The 16,639-nt window shown below is 69.6% G+C and carries 14 protein-coding genes; 3 read left to right on the forward strand and 11 right to left on the reverse strand.

Annotation, left to right across the window (positions count from 1 at the left end; genetic code table 11):
* Positions 1 to 116: 116 nt before the first annotated feature.
* Entirely contained in the window at positions 117 to 1,649 is a 1,533-nt protein-coding gene (locus tag QFW96_RS19440; RefSeq protein WP_281457115.1) for an alkaline phosphatase D family protein, read from the reverse strand.
* A 165-nt stretch (positions 1,650 to 1,814) separates the two neighbouring features.
* Here QFW96_RS19440 and QFW96_RS19445 point away from each other — a divergent pair, with 165 nt between their 5' ends.
* On the forward strand, positions 1,815 to 2,915 hold the full coding sequence (locus QFW96_RS19445; protein ID WP_281457116.1) for a zinc-binding dehydrogenase: 1,101 nt from the start codon (positions 1,815 to 1,817) through the stop codon (positions 2,913 to 2,915).
* Positions 2,916 to 2,924: 9 nt separating this feature from the next.
* Here QFW96_RS19445 and QFW96_RS19450 read toward each other — a convergent pair whose 3' ends face one another.
* The 5 genes from QFW96_RS19450 to QFW96_RS19465 form a co-directional block, all read right to left on the reverse strand.
* Positions 2,925 to 3,419, reverse strand: a complete 495-nt coding sequence (locus QFW96_RS19450; protein WP_281457117.1) for a DUF4233 domain-containing protein — start codon at positions 3,417 to 3,419, stop codon at positions 2,925 to 2,927.
* Positions 3,416 to 4,774 carry a bifunctional tetrahydrofolate synthase/dihydrofolate synthase gene (folC, locus tag QFW96_RS19455; RefSeq protein ID WP_281457205.1) on the reverse strand — a complete coding sequence of 453 codons (1,359 nt, stop codon included), beginning with the start codon at positions 4,772 to 4,774 and terminating at the stop codon, positions 3,416 to 3,418. Before folC ends, QFW96_RS19450 begins: the two co-directional genes overlap by 4 nt.
* A 291-nt stretch (positions 4,775 to 5,065) precedes the next feature.
* Positions 5,066 to 7,717: a valine--tRNA ligase gene (locus tag QFW96_RS19460; protein ID WP_281457118.1), complete on the reverse strand. Its 2,652-nt coding sequence runs from the start codon at positions 7,715 to 7,717 to the stop codon at positions 5,066 to 5,068.
* A gap of 131 nt (positions 7,718 to 7,848) precedes the next feature.
* Entirely contained in the window at positions 7,849 to 7,965 is a 117-nt protein-coding gene (locus QFW96_RS30225; protein ID WP_425524771.1) for an MFS transporter small subunit, read from the reverse strand.
* Positions 7,962 to 9,299 (reverse strand): OFA family MFS transporter, encoded by a 1,338-nt coding sequence (locus QFW96_RS19465; RefSeq protein ID WP_281457119.1) that lies wholly within the window; start codon positions 9,297 to 9,299, stop codon positions 7,962 to 7,964. The genes QFW96_RS30225 and QFW96_RS19465 overlap by 4 nt, the downstream gene beginning before the upstream one ends.
* Positions 9,300 to 9,407: 108 nt before the next feature.
* Here QFW96_RS19465 and fdhD point away from each other — a divergent pair, with 108 nt between their 5' ends.
* On the forward strand, positions 9,408 to 10,244 hold the full coding sequence (gene fdhD, locus QFW96_RS19470; protein WP_281457120.1) for a formate dehydrogenase accessory sulfurtransferase FdhD: 837 nt from the start codon (positions 9,408 to 9,410) through the stop codon (positions 10,242 to 10,244).
* Positions 10,245 to 10,299: 55 nt separating this feature from the next.
* Entirely contained in the window at positions 10,300 to 11,151 is an 852-nt protein-coding gene (locus tag QFW96_RS19475) for an alpha/beta hydrolase (protein ID WP_281457121.1), read from the forward strand.
* Between the two features lie 112 nt (positions 11,152 to 11,263).
* Here QFW96_RS19475 and QFW96_RS19480 read toward each other — a convergent pair whose 3' ends face one another.
* The 5 genes from QFW96_RS19480 to tig all read right to left on the reverse strand — a co-directional run bounded on the left by QFW96_RS19480 (position 11,264) and on the right by tig (position 16,578).
* Entirely contained in the window at positions 11,264 to 11,902 is a 639-nt protein-coding gene (locus QFW96_RS19480) for an RBBP9/YdeN family alpha/beta hydrolase (RefSeq protein ID WP_281457122.1), read from the reverse strand.
* A 172-nt stretch (positions 11,903 to 12,074) separates the two neighbouring features.
* Entirely contained in the window at positions 12,075 to 13,355 is a 1,281-nt protein-coding gene (gene clpX, locus QFW96_RS19485) for an ATP-dependent Clp protease ATP-binding subunit ClpX (RefSeq protein ID WP_281457123.1), read from the reverse strand.
* 259 nt (positions 13,356 to 13,614) lie between these two features.
* Entirely contained in the window at positions 13,615 to 14,247 is a 633-nt protein-coding gene (locus tag QFW96_RS19490; RefSeq protein WP_093421173.1) for an ATP-dependent Clp protease proteolytic subunit, read from the reverse strand.
* A gap of 44 nt (positions 14,248 to 14,291) precedes the next feature.
* Positions 14,292 to 14,918: a ClpP family protease gene (locus tag QFW96_RS19495; protein WP_281457124.1), complete on the reverse strand. Its 627-nt coding sequence runs from the start codon at positions 14,916 to 14,918 to the stop codon at positions 14,292 to 14,294.
* A gap of 253 nt (positions 14,919 to 15,171) precedes the next feature.
* On the reverse strand, positions 15,172 to 16,578 hold the full coding sequence (gene tig / locus QFW96_RS19500) for a trigger factor (protein WP_281457125.1): 1,407 nt from the start codon (positions 16,576 to 16,578) through the stop codon (positions 15,172 to 15,174).
* Between the last annotated feature and the right edge of the window lie 61 nt (positions 16,579 to 16,639).

Raw genomic sequence — 16,639 nt, forward strand, 5'->3', positions numbered from 1 at the left:
ACGCAGGTGAACCGACCCCTCCCGGGGCCCGAATCGATCACGCCCGGGTAGGTGGGGCCAGATCTCAATGGAAATCAGGTTCCCGACTTCCATTGAAATCCGATTCCCCGGGGACGTCACCGCTGCGGGTCGAGGGTCTTGGTCCAGAGGGACGTGCCCTGCTGGTCGCGGAGGTCGACGGTGAGCTGGGCGGTGTCGCCGTCGATGGTGACCTCGCCGAAGTGCTGGAAGCCCTCCAGCGGGGAGGCGCCCTGGCGGGTGGGGGCGCTGACGAAGGCGACCTCCGGGCCGAACGTCGGGTCCATCTCGCTGGGGCCGAAGGCACCGGCGTTGAGCGGACCGGAGACGAACTCCCAGAACGCGTCGAACCCGGAGAACGCGGCGCGCTCCGGCGAGTAGTGGATCGCCGCCGAGTAGTGCACGTCGGCGGTCAGCCAGACCACGTTGCGGACCTGGCGGCGGCTGATCTCCTGCAGCACCCGGGCCAGCTCGGCCTCGCGACCGTTCGGCGCGCCGGGCAGGCCGTTGGCGACGGCCTCGATGCTGTCGCCGTCCGGGACGATGATGCCGAGCGGCATGTCCGAGGCGATGACCTTCCAGGTCGCGCGGGACTTCGTCAGCTCGTCGACCAGCCATCGGGCCTGCTCGTCGCCGAGGATGCGCTCCGGCGTCGTGCCCGGGGAGTTCGCGTCGCGGTAGCTGCGCATGTCGAGGACGAAGACGTCCAGCAGCGGGCCGTGCGAGACCTTGCGGTGGACGCGGCCGTCGACTGCGTCCTGCCTGCGGACCGGCTGCCACTCGTGGAACGCCTGGAACGCGCGCTGGGCCAGCACGTCCACCCGCTTCTCGGTGTACTTGTCGTTGTCGAGGATCTCGCCGGGGTACCAGTTGTTGGTGACCTCGTGGTCGTCCCACTGGATCAGCTGCGGCACGTTCGCGACGAAGGCCCGCACGTTCTCGTCGAGCAGGTTGTAGGCGAACTGGCCCCGGTACTCGGCCAGCGTCTCGGCGACCTTGCTCTTCTCCGGGGTGACGACGTTGCGCCAGACCCGGCCGTCGGGCAGCGTCACCGACTCCTCCACCGGCCCGTCGGCGTAGACGGTGTCGCCGCTGTGCAGGAAGAAGTCCGGCCGGCGCTCGGCCATCGCGCGGTAGATCGTCATGCCGCCGATGTCGGGGTTGATGCCCCAGCCCTGGCCGACCACGTCGCCCGACCACAGGAACCGCACGTCGCGGCGGTCCTGCGGCACGGTCCGGAAGGTGCCGGTCAGGCCCTCGCTCGCCACCCGGCCGTCGAGGTCCTCGGCGGTGACCCGGTAGTGCACCTCGGTCCCGGCGGGCAGGCCGGACAGCCGCAGCTCACCCGTGCCGTCGGTGTCGGGGGTCAGCTCCGGGCCGGGGACGCGCAGCGCGTCGCGGAAGTCCGGGCGGCGGGAGATCTCCACGAACATCCGGGAGGGGCGGTCGGCGCGGGTCCACACCACGGCTCCGTCCGGGCGCGGGTCGCCCAGCTGCGCGCCGTGGGTCAGCACGGGACGGCCGGAGCGCGCGAACGCGGTCCCGGGCAGCAGAGCGCCGGCCGCGAGCAGGCCGGCACCGGTGGCGCCGCGGCGCAGCAGCGCGCGGCGAGTCAGGTTCTCGGGGGTCATGGGCCCGGTTCTAATCCGGTCAGACCGCGCGGTGCTCACGGCCGGTCGACGAGCGGGTGAAACTTCGGTGTTGCTTCGCCGCGCCCGCGCGCGCTCTGGTGCGGGCCCGCTCGGACCGATAGCTTCACGAGCAAACCGACTGGCCGGTCTGACGAGGAGGTCACGATGCGCGCCGCCGTGCACACCGCCGCCAACGAACCGCTGCGGATCGAGCAGCTGGACGATCCGACGCCGCAGGCCGGCGAGGTCGCCATCGACGTGCGCTCCTGCGGCGCCTGCCACAGCGACCTGCACGTGCTCAAGGGCGAGCTGCCGTTCCCGACGCCAGCGGTGCTCGGCCACGAGGTGGCCGGGGTGGTCGCCGAGCTCGGGCCCGGCGTCAGCGGCCTGTCGGTGGGCGACCCGGTCGTGACCAGCTTCATCATGCCCTGCGGCCAGTGCGGCCAGTGCTCGCGCGGCAACGAGGAGATCTGCGAGCGGTTCTTCCGGTTCAACCGGGGCCAGGGCAAGCTATACGACGACGACACCCGGCTGCACCGCCCCGGCGGCGAACCGGTGTGGATGTACTCCCAGGGCGGCATGGCGGAGCGCTGCGTGACCCCGGTGACCTCGGTGTACCGGGTTCCCGACGGCGTGGAGCTCTCCGACGTCGCCTCGGTCGGCTGCTCGACTATGACCGCCTACGGCGCGCTGCGGCACGCGGCGAACGTGCAGGTGGGCGACACCGTCGCGGTCGTCGCGGCGGGTGGTGTCGGTTCGGCGCTGATCCAGCTGGCCGCGGTCTTCGGCGCGTCGATGATCATCGCGGTGGACATCAGCGACGACAAGCTCACCGCCGCCCGCGAGCTCGGCGCCACGCACGTGGTCAACTCGTCCGAAGTGGACGCTCCGGCGGTGATCCGCGAGCTGACCGGCGGTCGCGGCGTGGACGTCGCGTTCGAGGCGCTGGGAGCCGTGCCGACGTTCAACGTCGCCCGCGACTCGGTCGTCGAGGGCGGCCAGGTCGTGGTCGTGGGCATCGCCGCGAAGGGCACGACCGGCGAGTTCGACCTCGCCACGATCGCCCGGCGCAAGCTGCAGATCAAGGGCTCCTACGGCGCCAAGCCGCGCCGCGACATGCCGGTCCTGCTCGACCTCGTCGCCCGCGGCCACCTCCGCCCGCAGGACGCCATCAGCCGCCGCTACCCCTTCGAGAAGGTCCAGGACGCCTTCGACGCCCTCAACCGGGGCGAGATCCTCGGCCGAGCCGTAGTCGACCTCGGCTGACCAGCGAGATCAGTCGGTGCCCTCCGGGTGGCCCGGAGGGTGTCCGAGCTGGTCGTAGAGCCGGCCCTCGCGCATGCGCTTGGCGATGTCCTTGCGGAGGTGCAGGATGTAGGCCCAGATCAGGGCGAAGATCGCGCCCATGATGCCGATCGACGGGTGGATGAAGGCGCAGAGGATCATCGCGCCCTGCAGGCCCAGGGCGAAGCCCAGGCCCCACGGGCGGCGCTGCACGAAGGCCGCCACCAGCATCAGCACCGACAGCACGATGACGACCACGAAGCCCGCGCTGGAGACCCCTCCGCCGAACTTCCACACCACCGGCAGCGCCAGCAGGAACGTGATGAACTCCAGCGCCAGCGTGGCGGCCATGATGCCGCGCAGGCCCTTCCACGGGTCGCGCACACCTTCGGGCGCCTCCGGCAGGCCCTTCTCGGGCTGGGGATTCTCGGGCTGGGAATTCTCGGGCTGGGACTCGTCGGCCACGACCGCTCCCGTCTCGTTCACGCGGGCTCCTTGCCGAACAGGGCGCGGGCCTCACCCGCGGTCACCACGGATCCGGTGATCACCACGCCGCCGCCGGACACCGACTCACCGGGGTCGTCGGTCTCCTCGGCCAGCTGGATCGCCTGCTCGACCGCGTTGTCCAGCCGCGGCTCGACCATGATCCGGTCCTGCCCGAAGATCTCCAGCGCGACCCCGGCCAGCTCGTCCGGGTCCATCGAGCGCGGCGAGGAGTTGCGGGTCAGCACGAGCTCCTCCACCACCGGCTCCAGCTCGGCGAGGATGCCGCGCGCGTCCTTGTCGCCGAGCACGCCGATCACCGCGACCAGCTTGCGGAAGGAGAACTCGGAGCTCAGCGCGTCGGCGAGGGCTCGGGCGCCGTGCGGGTTGTGGGCGGCGTCGACCAGCACCGTCGGTGCCGCGCGCACGCGCTCCAGCCTGCCGGGCACGATCACCGAGGCGAACCCCGACCGCACCCGCTCGACGTCGAGCTGCCGGTCGGCTCCGGCGCCGAAGAAGGCCTCGACGGCGGCCAGCGCGAGGGCCGCGTTGCGGGCCTGGTGCTCGCCGTGCAGCGGCAGGAAGATCTCGTCGTAGACGCCGCCGAGGCCCTGCAGCTTCAGCAGCTGGCCGCCGACGGCGACGGTGCGCTCCAGGACGCCGAACTCCTGGCCCTCGCGGGCCACGGTGGCGTCGACCTCGGCGATCCGGTTCATGATCTCCGGCTGCGCCTCGGCGGGCTGGGAGGCCATGATCACGACGGAGTCGGGCTTGATGATCCCGGCCTTCTCGCGGGCGATCCCGGCGAGGTCGGTGCCGAGGTACTCGGCGTGGTCGAGCGCGACGGGGCAGATCACCGCGACGTTGGCGTCGGCGACGTTGGTGGCGTCCCAGCTGCCGCCGAGCCCGACCTCCACGACGCCGACGTCCACCGGCGCTTCGGCGAAGGCCGCGAACGCCATGCCGGTGAGCACCTCGAACTTGCTCATCTTCACGTCGTTCTGGGAGTCCACGATGGACACGTAGGGCGCGACGTCGCGGTAGGCCTCGACGTAGCCCTCCGGGCTGATCGGGGCGCCGTCGACGCCGATGCGCTCGGTGGCCAGCTGCAGGTGCGGGCTGGTGTAGCGACCGGTGCGCAGTTCGAGCCCGGTGAGCAGGGCGTCGATGATGCGCGTCGTGGACGACTTGCCGTTGGTGCCCGCGATGTGCACGACCGGGTAGCCGCGCTGCGGCTCGGCGAGCAGGTCGGTGAGCGCGCGCATGCGATCCAGCGACGGCTCGATCTTGGTCTCCGGCCAGCGTTCGTTGAGCTCGGCCTCCACCACGCGCAGCTCGTGCAGCGCGGCGGGATCCATGCCGGTCAAGTAGCCACTCCCCTAGCGACGACGGAAATGCCGAAGTTGAAGTCTACGTCTCCCCAGGTCGCCCCCACCCCGCACCCGCTCAACGCGAAGATCCCCGGAGCGGTGCGGCTCCGGTGGTGACCTCGCTGGAGCGGGACAGTTTTAGCCATAATTGTCCGGACATAACGGACATCGATCATGGGTGATTATGGCTAAAACTGTCCCCTGGTGAGGATCGCCGCCACCGTGAGACCCCTCCCGCCCGGAAGGACCCCGGACACGGGGTCACCCCGGACACGGGGGTCAGCTCTGCGGGAGGGCTTCGAGGCGGGCCGTGATGCGGGCGATGTCGGCCTCCGCGGTCTCGCGGCGGGCCTTGATCTTGTCCACCACCTCGGCCGGCGCCTTGGCCAGGAACGACTCGTTGCCGAGCTTCTTGTCGGCCCCGGACAGCTCCTTCTCCGCGGCGGCGAGGTCCTTGGCCAGGCGCTTGCGCTCGGCCTCGACGTCGATCGCCCCGGACAGGTCGAGCTCCACGGTCACGGTGCCCTCGGCCAGGCCGACCTCGATGGAGGCCGACGAGGTGAAGCCGTCCTCCGGCGCCGTCACCTTCGCCAGCGAGCGCACCGCCGGCACGTGCGCGTCCAGACCCAGCTCGGAGACGCCGCTGAGCCGCGCCGCGACCTTCTGGCCCGGCTTGAGGCCCTGGTCGGACCGGAACCGGCGGATCTCGGTGATGAGCTTCTGCGTCGCCGCGATCCGGTCCGCCGCACCGGTGTCGACGCCCGCGCCGGTGGCCTGCGGCCAGTCCGCGATGACCACGGACTCGCGGCCGGTCAGCGCCGTCCACAGGGTCTCGGTGAGGAACGGGATCGTCGGGTGCAGCAGCCGCAGCAGCGTGTCGAGGACCTGACCCAGCACCTGGCGGGTCAGCTCGGCGCGCTCCTCGGTGCCGTCGAACTGGACCTTGGACAGCTCCAGGTACCAGTCGCAGAACTCGTCCCACGTGAAGTGGTAGAGCGCCTCGGTGGCCTTGGCGAACTGGAAGTCCTCCATCATCTCGTCCACGTAGGACACCAGGGCGTCCGCGCGGTCGAGGATCCAGCGGTCGGCGTCGGTCAGCGCAGCGCGGTCCAGAGTGGACTCCGGCAGCCGGGCGCCGTTCATCATCGCGAACTTGGTGGCGTTGAACAGCTTCGTGCCGAAGCTGCGCGACGCCGAGACCCACTCCTCGCTGATCGGCGAGTCGGTGCCCGGGTTCGCGCCGCGCGCCAGGGTGAACCGCAGCGCGTCGGTGCCGTAGGTGTCCATCCACTCCAGCGGATCGACGGTGTTGCCCGCGGACTTCGACATCTTCTTGCCGTGCGCGTCGCGGACCATGCCGTGCAGCGCGATGGTCTTGAACGGGATGGCGCGGGCCGGGTCCCGGTCCTTCATCGCGTACAGGCCCATCATCATCATCCGGACGACCCAGAAGAAGAGGATGTCGTAGCCGGTGACCAGCACCGACGTCGGGTAGAACTTCTCCAGCTCCGGGGTCTCGTCGGGCCAGCCCATCGTGGAGAACGGCCACAGGCCGGACGAGAACCAGGTGTCGAGGACGTCCTCGTCCTGGCGCCAGCCGTCGCCCGACGGCGGTTCCTCGTCCGGTCCGACGCACACGACCTCGCCGTTCGGGCCGTACCAGATCGGGATCCGGTGGCCCCACCACAGCTGCCGCGAGATGGCCCAGTCGTGCAGGTTGTCGACCCAGTCGAAGTAGCGCTTGGCCATCTCCGGCGGGTGCACGGCGACCCGGCCGTCGCGGACGGCGTCGCCGGCGGCCTGCGCCAGCGGGCCGACCTTGACGAACCACTGCAACGACAGCCGCGGCTCGATCGGCTCCTTGGAGCGCGAGCTGTGGCCGACGCTGTGCAGGTAGGGGCGCTTCTCGGCGACGATGCGGCCCTGCTCGCGCAGCGCCTCGCGCACCGCGACCCGGGCCTCGAAGCGGTCCATGCCGTCGAAGCGGGTTCCGGTGTGGGCGATGCGGCCCTGCTCGTCCATGATCGTCAGCATCGGCAGGTCGTGCCGCTTGCCGATCTCGAAGTCGTTCGGGTCGTGCGCCGGGGTCACCTTGACCGCGCCGGTGCCGAACTCGGGATCGACGTGCTCGTCCGGCACGATCGGGATCTTGCGGCCGGTCAGCGGCAGCTCGACCTCGGTGCCGACCACGTGCCGGTAGCGCTCGTCGTTCGGGTGCACCGCGATGGCGGTGTCGCCGAGCATGGTCTCGACGCGCGTGGTGGCCACCACGATCGAGTTCTCGCCGTCGCCGTAGCGCATGGAGACGAGCTCGCCCTCGACCTCCTTGTGCTCCACCTCGATGTCGGAGATCGCGGTGCGCATCTCCGGCGACCAGTTGACCAGCCGCTCGGCGCGGTAGATCAGACCGTCGTCGTAGAGGTTCTTGAAGATCGTCTGCACGGCGCGGGACAGCCCGTCGTCCATGGTGAAGCGCTCGCGGGACCAGTCGACGCTGTCGCCGAGGCGACGCATCTGCGACAGGATCGCCCCGCCGTGCTTCTCCTTCCACTGCCAGACGCGCTCCAGGAACTTCTCGCGGCCCAGCTCGCGGTGGTCGACGCCCTCCTCGCGCAGCTGCTTCTCGACCAGCGCCTGCACCGCGATGCTGGCGTGGTCCATGCCCGGCAGCCACAGCGCCTCGTAGCCCTGCATCCGGCGGCGCCGGGTGAGGATGTCCATGAGGGTGTGCTCGAAGGCGTGGCCGATGTGCAGGCTGCCGGTGACGTTCGGCGGCGGGATGACGATCGAGAACGGCGGCTTGTCGCTGTTCGCGTCGGCGGTGAAGTACTCGGCGGCCACCCAGCGCTCGTACAGCTCGGCCTCTACGTCGGCCGGGTTCCAGGTCGACGGGAGTTCACGGTTGGCTGCGGCTGCGTGGGTCTGTGTCACACGTCGGATTCTACGAGTGCCCGAACGGCGGTTTCCCCGGGCATACCACCCGCCGCCACCAGCGGGTACGTGAGGTGAGGCACGCGAAAGGGCCCGGCTCGCGATGAGCCGGGCCCTTTCGGCGCCGCAGGTCAGCCGGTGAACAGCTTGGTGACCTTGGTGATGAGCTCGTAGAGGCCGTAGAGGAACGGGACGCCCACCCACAGCCACGCGACGATCAGGAGGATCTGGCGGTTCACGGTGCTCACTGCTGCTCTCCCTTCGCCGGTTCGTGGAACTTCGGGTCGACCGGCCGGATCAGCTCGTTGGCGATGAAGCCCACGATCAGCAGGCCGATCATGATGTAGAGGGAGACCGCGTACAGGTCGGGCCCCTGGGCACCGGCGGCCTCCTGCGAGTCGGCGACCGCGTTGACGATGAGCGGCCCGAGCACGCCCGCCGCGGACCAGGCGGTGAGCAGCCGGCCGTGGATCGCGCCGACCTGCAGGCTGCCGAACAGGTCCTTCAGGTACGCCGGAGCGGTGGCGAACCCGCCGCCGTAGAACGACAGGATCAGGATCGCGCAGAGCACGAACACCGGGACGCCGGTCGCGCCGAACAGCAGGATGCCCAGGTACAGCAGCGTTCCACCACCGAGGTAGAGGCGGTAGATGTTCTTCCGCCCCACGATGTCCGAAGTGGACGACCAGACGAAGCGCCCGGCCATGTTGGTCAGCGACAGCAGCGCCACGAAACCGGCGGCCGCGCCGGTGGCGACCGGGGTCGCGCTGTGCGCGAAGAAGCCCACGATCATCGGCGACGCCTTCTCCAGGATGCCGATGCCCGCGGTGACGTTGCAGCACAGGATGACCCACAGCAGCCAGAACTGCGGAGTGCGCAGCGCGTTCTTGGCGGTCACGTTCGCCGTGGTGATCATCGGCTTGGCGAGCTGCTCGGGCATCGACTTCGGCTTCCAGCCCGGAGCCGGGGTGCGGACCAGCAGCGCGCCCAGCGACATGAACACCGCGTAGACCACGCCGTGCACCAGGAACGTCTGCGCGATGCCGGAGCGGTCCTCGCCGAAGGCGGACAGCATCGACGTCGACCACGGCGAGGCGATCAGCGCGCCACCGCCGAAGCCCATGATGGCGATGCCGGTGGCCATGCCCGGGCGGTCCGGGAACCACTTCATCAGCGTCGACACCGGCGAGATGTAGCCGATGCCCAGGCCGATGCCGCCGACGAAGCCGTAACCGAGCACGACCAGCCAGTACTGGCCCAGCGCCACGCCCAGCGCGGAGATCAGGAAGCCCAGCGAGAAGCAGACCGCCGACACGGTCATCGCCCAGCGCGGGCCGCGCTTCTCGACCGTCGTGCCGCCCACCGCGGCGGACAGGCCCAGCATGACGATGCCCAGCTGGAACGGCAGCGCGCTCAGCGTCCCGGACAGCCCGAGGGAGTCCTCCAGCGCCGGCTTGAACACGCTCCACGCGTAGACCTGCCCGATCGACAGGTGCACGGCCAGCGCTGCCGGCGGGATCAGCCACCTGCTCCAGTCCGGTGGTGCGACGATTCGACTGGGTGACAGCAGCCCTGAAACCATTGGGCCTCCCGGCTTCGCGACGTTGATAAAGCGCGCCGAGCATACTGTTGACCAGGACCCGGAACGAGGAATCTCTTTCAATTTGAAACAAAGTTCCGAGGAGGCCCGATGGGACGCGTCACGGTGCGACGACCGGTGCTGCGGATCGCCTCGAACGGGCATCGCAGCAGGCCGGACGCCCTCGCCGCCGAAGAACCGCTGGAGATCCGGGTCAACGGCAAGCCGCTGACGGTGACGATGCGCACACCCGGCCACGACGTCGAACTGGCCCACGGCTTCCTGCTCACCGAGAGCGTCATCGGCGACGCCGAGGAGCTGGCGACCGCGCGCTACTGCGACAGCCCCGGTCCCGACGGCCGCAACACCTACAACGTGCTCGACGTCGCGCTCGCCCCGGGCGTTCCGATGCCCGACGCCTCCGTGGAGCGGAACTTCTACACGACCTCCTCCTGCGGGGTGTGCGGCAAGGCCGCGCTGGACTCGGTGAAGCTGCGCACCCGCCACTCCCCCGCCGCCGATCCGGTGCGCATCCGGACGGACACCCTCATCGGCCTGCCGGACGCGCTGCGCTCGGCCCAGCGCGTGTTCGACTCCACCGGCGGCCTGCACGCGGCCGGGCTGTTCACCTCGGACGGGCGGCTGCTCGCGGTGCGCGAGGACGTCGGCAGGCACAACGCGGTGGACAAGGTGATGGGCTGGGCGCTGATGCAGCGCCGTGTTCCGCTGAGCGGCTGCGTGCTCGTGGTCTCCGGCCGCGCCTCGTTCGAGCTGGTGCAGAAGGCCGCGATGGCCGGTGCTCCGGTGCTCGCGGCGGTCTCGGCGCCCTCGTCGCTGGCGGTGGAGCTGGCCGAGGAGCAGGGCATGACGCTGATCGGTTTCCTGCGCGGGTCCTCGATGAACGTCTACACCGGAGCGGAGCGGGTGACGATCGCGGAATCCGCGTGACGGACGCCTGCCGGAGTTGGGATGATTGCCGCAGGTGTTCGAGGAGAGGACTGCATTGCCGAACCGGAGATCGATCGGCGGGGCCCTGTCGCGCCGCGCGCTGCTGGCGGGGGCCGCCGGGCTCACGGCAGCCGGGCTCGGCCTCACCACCGACAGCACGAGCGCTCCCGTCGAGCAGCGCGTGTCGCTGGCCAAGAACGTCTCCGTGGAGCGGATCTACTCGCAGGCCCGCAAGCAGGCCGTGGACATGGTGGTCATCCACCCCAAGGGCGTCGATCCGCGGGGGCTGCCGGTGTGCCTGATGCTGCACGGGCGCTTCGGGGACGCGCTGGACTCGGTCTCCGGGCTGCCGATGTGGCTGTCGAACTCCGTTGCGGCCGGGCGGATTCCGCCGTTCACGCTGCTGTCGGTGGACGGTGGTCCGAACAACTACTGGCATCGCCGTCCCGGTGACGACGCGATGGGCATGCTGCTCGACGAGGTCCCGCAGTGGCTCTCCGAGCGCGAGCTCGGGAAGCCGATCGCGGCGGCGGGCATCTCGATGGGCGGCTTCGGCGCCCTGGTCTACGCCCGGCGGCGACGCGAGCTCGGCGACCCGCTGCAGACCGCGGGCGTCATCGCGCCCGCCCTGCACACCAGCTGGCGGGAGATGCGCAAGCGACGCGCGTTCACCAACGAGGCGGAGTGGCGCGCCATCGACCCGCTGCACCACCTCAACGCCCTCGGTGACCTGCCGATCGGTGTCTGGTGCGGCAACGCCGACCGCTTCATCGAAGGCACCCGCCGCTTCATCCGCCTCACCCACCCCACCTACGCCTCGACGAGTCCGGGCCGCCACAACAAGACCTACTTCCGCAAGGCCCTCCCCGAACTCGTCGACTTCATCGGCGGCCACATCCACCCCTGACCAGCGGTCCCCCCGATCGAAAACCGCAGCATTCATCGCGCGAAAACCGGGGTTTTCGACGCGATGAATTTTGCGGTTTTCGACGTGGGGGTGTGTTTGGGCTGGTGGGGGCCTAGACGAGGCGGAGTTGTTCCTGGGAGCGGCCTGCCGTGTAGGCGTCGGTGTCGAAGCGGTCGTGGAGCGGGGCGGTGCCGTAGAGGGTCCAGCGCAGGGCGGAGGGCCAGGGGCCGTAGCCGGCGTCGGTGTTGAGGTGGCCGCCGTCGAGGATGACGTCCATCTCCACCTGGAGGTCCTCGGCGAGGGCGTGGGCGCGGTGCATCGGCAGCAAGGCGTCCCCGGTGCCGACCACCAGGCGGGTCACGCCCGCGGCGCGGCGCAGGGACGTGGCGTCGACCGGGTACGGGGTGATGTCACGAGCGTCCGGGTGGTCCCACTCGGTGTCCGGCGGGGCGACCAGCAGGACCCGGTCCGCGCGGCGGTCGTCGGGTCCGATGGTGGCCGCGTGGTGCAACCACAGGGCGACGCCGCAGGAGTGCGCCGCGACCACCAGCTCCGCTTCCGGCGGCACGGCGGCCAGGTGCTCGCGCAGCACCGGCAGCCAACGACGCAGGTCGGGGCGGTCCGGATCGGGGAGCACGGGGGCGTCGACGTGGACGTCCTCGTCCCGGAGCCGCGTCGCCAACCACTGCTGCCAGTGCCAGGGGCCCGCACCGGTCATCCCGTGGACCAGCACAACACGCATCTCGCTCATGGCAGGCACTCCCGGACTAGTCGTCGCCACCCATCCAATATCAACTATTCCCCGCGGCCGCGCAGGACGTGGCACCGGGTGTCCGCCGGGTGACCGACATGACCGCGTCAGGGGAGCGAACGGCGAAGCGCCCCGTGCCGGGTTCGGCACGGGGCGCTCGCGAAGTGACAGCTCAGGCGGACTTCTCGCGCCGCTCCCGGCGGGACGCCTGACGGGCCACGATCGTCGGGTTGACGTTCTCCCGCACGGTCTGCTCGGTGATCACGACCTTGGCCACGTCCGAGCGGCTCGGGATGTCGTACATGACCGGCAGCAGGACCTCTTCCAGGATCGCGCGCAGACCGCGCGCCCCGGTGCCCCGCAGGATCGCCTGGTCGGCGATGGCCTCCAGCGCCGTCTTGGTGAACTCCAGCTCCACGTTGTCCATCTCGAACAAGCGCTTGTACTGCTTCACCAGCGCGTTGCGCGGCTCGGTGAGGATCTGCACCAGCGACGGCTTGTCGAGGTTGGTGACGCTGGCCATCGTGGGAAGACGACCGATGAACTCCGGGATCAAGCCGTACTTGATCAGGTCCTCGGGCATCACGTCGGAGAAGTAGTCGGCGGTGTCGATCTCGGTCTTGGAGCGCAGCTCCGCGCCGAAGCCGACGCTGTGCTTGCCGACCCGCTCCTCGACGATCTTCTCCAGCCCGGCGAACGCGCCGGCCACGACGAACAGCACGTTCGTGGTGTCGATCTGGATGAACTCCTGGTGCGGGTGCTTGCGTCCGCCCTGCGGCGGCACGCTCGCGGTGGTGCCCTCCAGGATCTTCAGCAGCGCCTGCTGGACGCCCTCACCGGAGACGTCGCGGGTGATCGACGGGTTCTCGCTCTTGCGGGCGATCTTGTCGACCTCGTCGATGTAGATGATGCCGGTCTCGGCGCGCTTGACGTCGTAGTCGGCGGCCTGGATCAGCTTGAGCAGGATGTTCTCGACGTCCTCGCCCACGTAGCCGGCCTCGGTCAGCGCCGTGGCGTCGGCGATCGCGAAGGGCACGTTGAGCATCTTGGCGAGCGTCTGCGCCAGGTAGGTCTTGCCGCAGCCGGTCGGGCCGAGCATCAGGATGTTGGACTTGGCCAGCTCGACGGCCTCTTCACCCCGCGCCTCGCGCCGCTCACCGGCCTGGATGCGCTTGTAGTGGTTGTAGACCGCGACCGAGAGGTTGCGCTTGGCCGGGTCCTGCCCGATGACGTACTGGTCGAGGAACTCGTGGATCTCCGCGGGCTTGGGCAGCTCGTCGAGCTTGACCTCGCCGGCCTCGGCCAGCTCCTCCTCGATGATCTCGTTGCAGAGATCGATGCACTCATCGCAGATGTACACGCCGGGGCCGGCGATGAGTTTCTTCACCTGCTTCTGGCTCTTCCCGCAGAAGGAGCACTTCAGCAGGTCGCCGCCGTCACCGATACGTGCCATGACCGCTGACCCCGTCCCCTCCGGCACACCCTCCGAACGGCGTGCCTGACCGTATGTGCCTCCGACGGTACCTGTCGTTCCCCGAGTTCGGGGAGACTCACAGTGTCCGCCATCGCCGTGCGTGCTGTGACCAGCGTCGCGCTCGGCGTGTCGCGACCCGTGCGGCCGGGCGTGGCGCCCGTCGAGCCGCGTGCCGCGACCGGAACTCACGCTGCCGGAACGTTTCCCGGGGACCCGGAAGCCCCCGGGAAACGCCACGTCAGGACTGCTGCGACGAGAGCTTCCGGTACGGCACGACCTCGTCGATGATGCCGTACTCCTTGGCCTGCTCGGCCGTGAGGATCTTGTCGCGGTCGACGTCCTCGTGCACCTGCTCCTGGGAGCGCTTGGTGTGCTTGGCCAGCGAGGACTCCATGAGGTCGCGCATCCGCTGGACCTCGTCGGCCTGGATCTCCAGGTCGGAGACCTGACCGTAGATGCCCTCCACGGACGGCTGGTGGATCAGCACGCGGGAGTTGGGCAGCGCCTGGCGCTTGCCCTCGGTGCCCGCGGCCAGCAGCACCGCCGCCGCCGAGGCCGCCTGGCCCAGGCAGATGGTGCGCACGTCGGGGCGCACGTACTGGATGGTGTCGTAGATGGCCATCATCGCGGTGAACGAGCCACCGGGGGAGTTGATGTACATCTGGATCTCGCGGTCCGGGTCGTCGGACTCCAGGAACAGCAGCTGCGCCATGACGTCGTTGGCCGAGGCGTCGTCGACCTGGACGCCGAGGAACACGATGCGCTCCTCGAACAGCTTGTTGTACGGGTTGGACTCCTTGACCCCGTACGCGGTGCGCTCGACGAACGACGGCAGCACGTACCGGGACTGCAACGACTGGTAAGGGTTCACGACGGGTGACTCCTCGTAATTCGGTCCGGGTGCGGGAGAGGTGATCAGCTGGTCGGCAGGTTCGCCGCGCTCGCCACGTAGTCCACGAGCCCGTAGTCGCGGGCCTCCTCGGCGGTGAACCACCGGTCCCGGTCGAAGTCGGTCATGATCGTTTCGACGGACTTGCCCGTCTGCCCGGCGATCAGGGAGGCCATCTCCTCCTTGTGCTTGGAGAACATCTTGGCCTGGATCGCGATGTCGGCCGCGGTTCCGCCCAGTCCGGCCGAGGGCTGGTGCATCATGATCCGCGCGTGCGGCAGCGCGAAGCGCTTGCCCTTGGCACCCGCGGAGAGCAGGAACTGCCCCATCGAGGCCGCCATGCCCATCGCGACCGTGGCGACGTCCGGCTTGATCAGCTCCATGGTGTCGTAGATCGCCATGCCCGCCGTGACCGAACCGCCCGGCGAGTTGATGTACAGCGAAATGTCGCGGTCCGGGTCCTCGGCCGCCAGCAGCAGCAGCTGCGAGCAGATCTGGTTCGAGATGTTCTCCTCGACCTGGGAGCCGAGGACGATGATCCGCTCGCGCAGCAGTCGCTCGTACACCGAGTCGTTGAGCGAGAGTCCGTTCGTGCCCGTCCGCATGGACGGCGCCTGCGCGTCGGACGCCGGAACAGTCAGGTGCTGCGTCACGTCTCCCCTGCCTTCTCCCACATTGGGCCCTTGTCCACCCTGGTCGGTCGGGTCGTCCCGGAGCTCGTCGGCGGTCCTTCCAAAATGGACCGGACGAACCACCGGGAGTCCTCGGCGACCGCAGGTGATGTCCTGCTTCCCTACTCGGGTGATCCGCTACAACCGACCCTAACGAACGTGGACGGCACCAGCTTCCCAGTACCGCCCACGTTCGCTTAGAGCTTGCGTATCAAGTTGTCCGGCGAGAGCCCGGTCACTGCTTGGCGGACTCGGCCTTCTCGTCGTCGGCCTCGACCTCGGCGGCGTCGCCCTCGACGACCGCGGGGGTCTCCTCGTCCTCCTGCGGACCGAACAGCTCGTCCATGTCCAGCGCGTTGCCCGACGCGTCGGTCACGGTGGCCTGGCGGACCACCGAGAACAGCGCCTTGCTGCGGCGGACGTCGGCGAACAGCGCGCCGATCTGGCCCGACTCCTGGGCCTGCTGCACGAACTGGTCGGGGCTCATGCCGAAGCGCTGCGCCTGGTAGATGATCCGCTGCGTCAGCTCCTCGTCCGAGACCGACACGCCCTCTTCATCGGCGATGGTGTCCAGCACCAGCTGGGTGCGAACGGCCTTCTCGGCCTCTTCGCGGGTCTCGGCGTCGAACTGCTCGCGAGTCTTGTCCTGGGACTCCAGGTACGCCTCGAAGGCCTTCTCGTCGTGGTCGAACGGGTGCACCGCGTCGTGCTGGCGCACCTCGATCTCCTGCTCGACGACCTTCTCCGGGAGCGGGACCTCGACGGTCTCGAGCAGCACGTCCAGGACCTTGTCCCGGGCCTGCATGCCCTGCTCCATCTTCTTGACCCGGCCCAGGCGCTCGCGCAGGTCCGCGATCAGCTCTTCGGCGGTGTCGAACTCGCTGGCCATCTGGGCGAACTCGTCGTCGGCCTCGGGCAGCTGGCGCTCCTTGACGGAGTTCACCTTGACCGAGACCTCGGCGTCCTTGCCGGCGTACTCACCGGCCACCAGCTTGGTGGTGAAGGTCTTCGTCTCGCCCTCGGTCGCGCCGATCACGGCGTCGTCGATGCCCTCGACGAGCTGGCCCGAGCCGATCTCGTAGGACAGGCCCGAGGTCTGGGCGTCCTCGACCTCTTCGCCGTCGACCGTGGCCGACAGGTCGATGCTGAGGAAGTCGCCCTCCTGCGCGGGGCGGTCGACGCCGGTCAGGGTGCCGAAACGAGCGCGCAGCGAGTCGAGCTGCTCGTTGACGTCCTCTTCCGCGACCTCGACGTCGTCGACGCTCACCGACAGCTCGCCGAAGGCGGGCACGGTGATCTCGGGGCGGACGTCGACCTCGGCGGTGAACGCGATCTCCGCGCCGTCCTCGATCTTGGTCACCTCGATGTCCGGGCGACCGAGGGTGCGCAGCTCGTCGCTGTTGACAGCCTCCAGGTACTTGGCCGGAACCGCCTCGTTGACGACCTCGTCGAGCACGGGCCCACGACCGATGCGGCTCTCCAGCACCCGCGCCGGGACCTTGCCCGGCCGGAAGCCGGGGATGCGGACCTGCTGGGCGAGTTCCTTGTACGCGCGGTCGAAGTTCGGCTTGAGCTCGTCGAACGGCACCTCGACGTTGATCCGGACGCGCGTCGGGCTCAGGTGCTCGACGGTGCTCTTCACGTGGTCTCCTAGTGCGAACGTGCTTGATTCCCCGGCGCTGGCCTTGAGGGCGCGGCCAAAC

Origin of the sequence: Saccharopolyspora ipomoeae (assembly GCF_029952525.1) — a bacterium.
GTDB lineage: Bacteria > Actinomycetota > Actinomycetes > Mycobacteriales > Pseudonocardiaceae > Saccharopolyspora > Saccharopolyspora ipomoeae.

Bases quoted from the DNA above. Each gene is read 5' to 3' on its own strand.
- QFW96_RS19445 (WP_281457116.1), top strand. From the start codon at position 1,815: ATGCGCGCCGCCGTGCACACCGCCGCCAACGAACCGCTGCGGATCGAG.
- folC (WP_281457205.1), bottom strand. From the start codon at position 4,774: ATGGATCCCGCCGCGCTGCACGAGCTGCGCGTGGTGGAGGCCGAGCTC.
- QFW96_RS19480 (WP_281457122.1), bottom strand. From the start codon at position 11,902: ATGAGCGAGATGCGTGTTGTGCTGGTCCACGGGATGACCGGTGCGGGC.
- QFW96_RS19465 (WP_281457119.1), bottom strand. From the start codon at position 9,299: ATGGTTTCAGGGCTGCTGTCACCCAGTCGAATCGTCGCACCACCGGAC.
- QFW96_RS19440 (WP_281457115.1), bottom strand. From the start codon at position 1,649: ATGACCCCCGAGAACCTGACTCGCCGCGCGCTGCTGCGCCGCGGCGCC.
- clpX (WP_281457123.1), bottom strand. From the start codon at position 13,355: ATGGCACGTATCGGTGACGGCGGCGACCTGCTGAAGTGCTCCTTCTGC.
- fdhD (WP_281457120.1), top strand. From the start codon at position 9,408: ATGGGACGCGTCACGGTGCGACGACCGGTGCTGCGGATCGCCTCGAAC.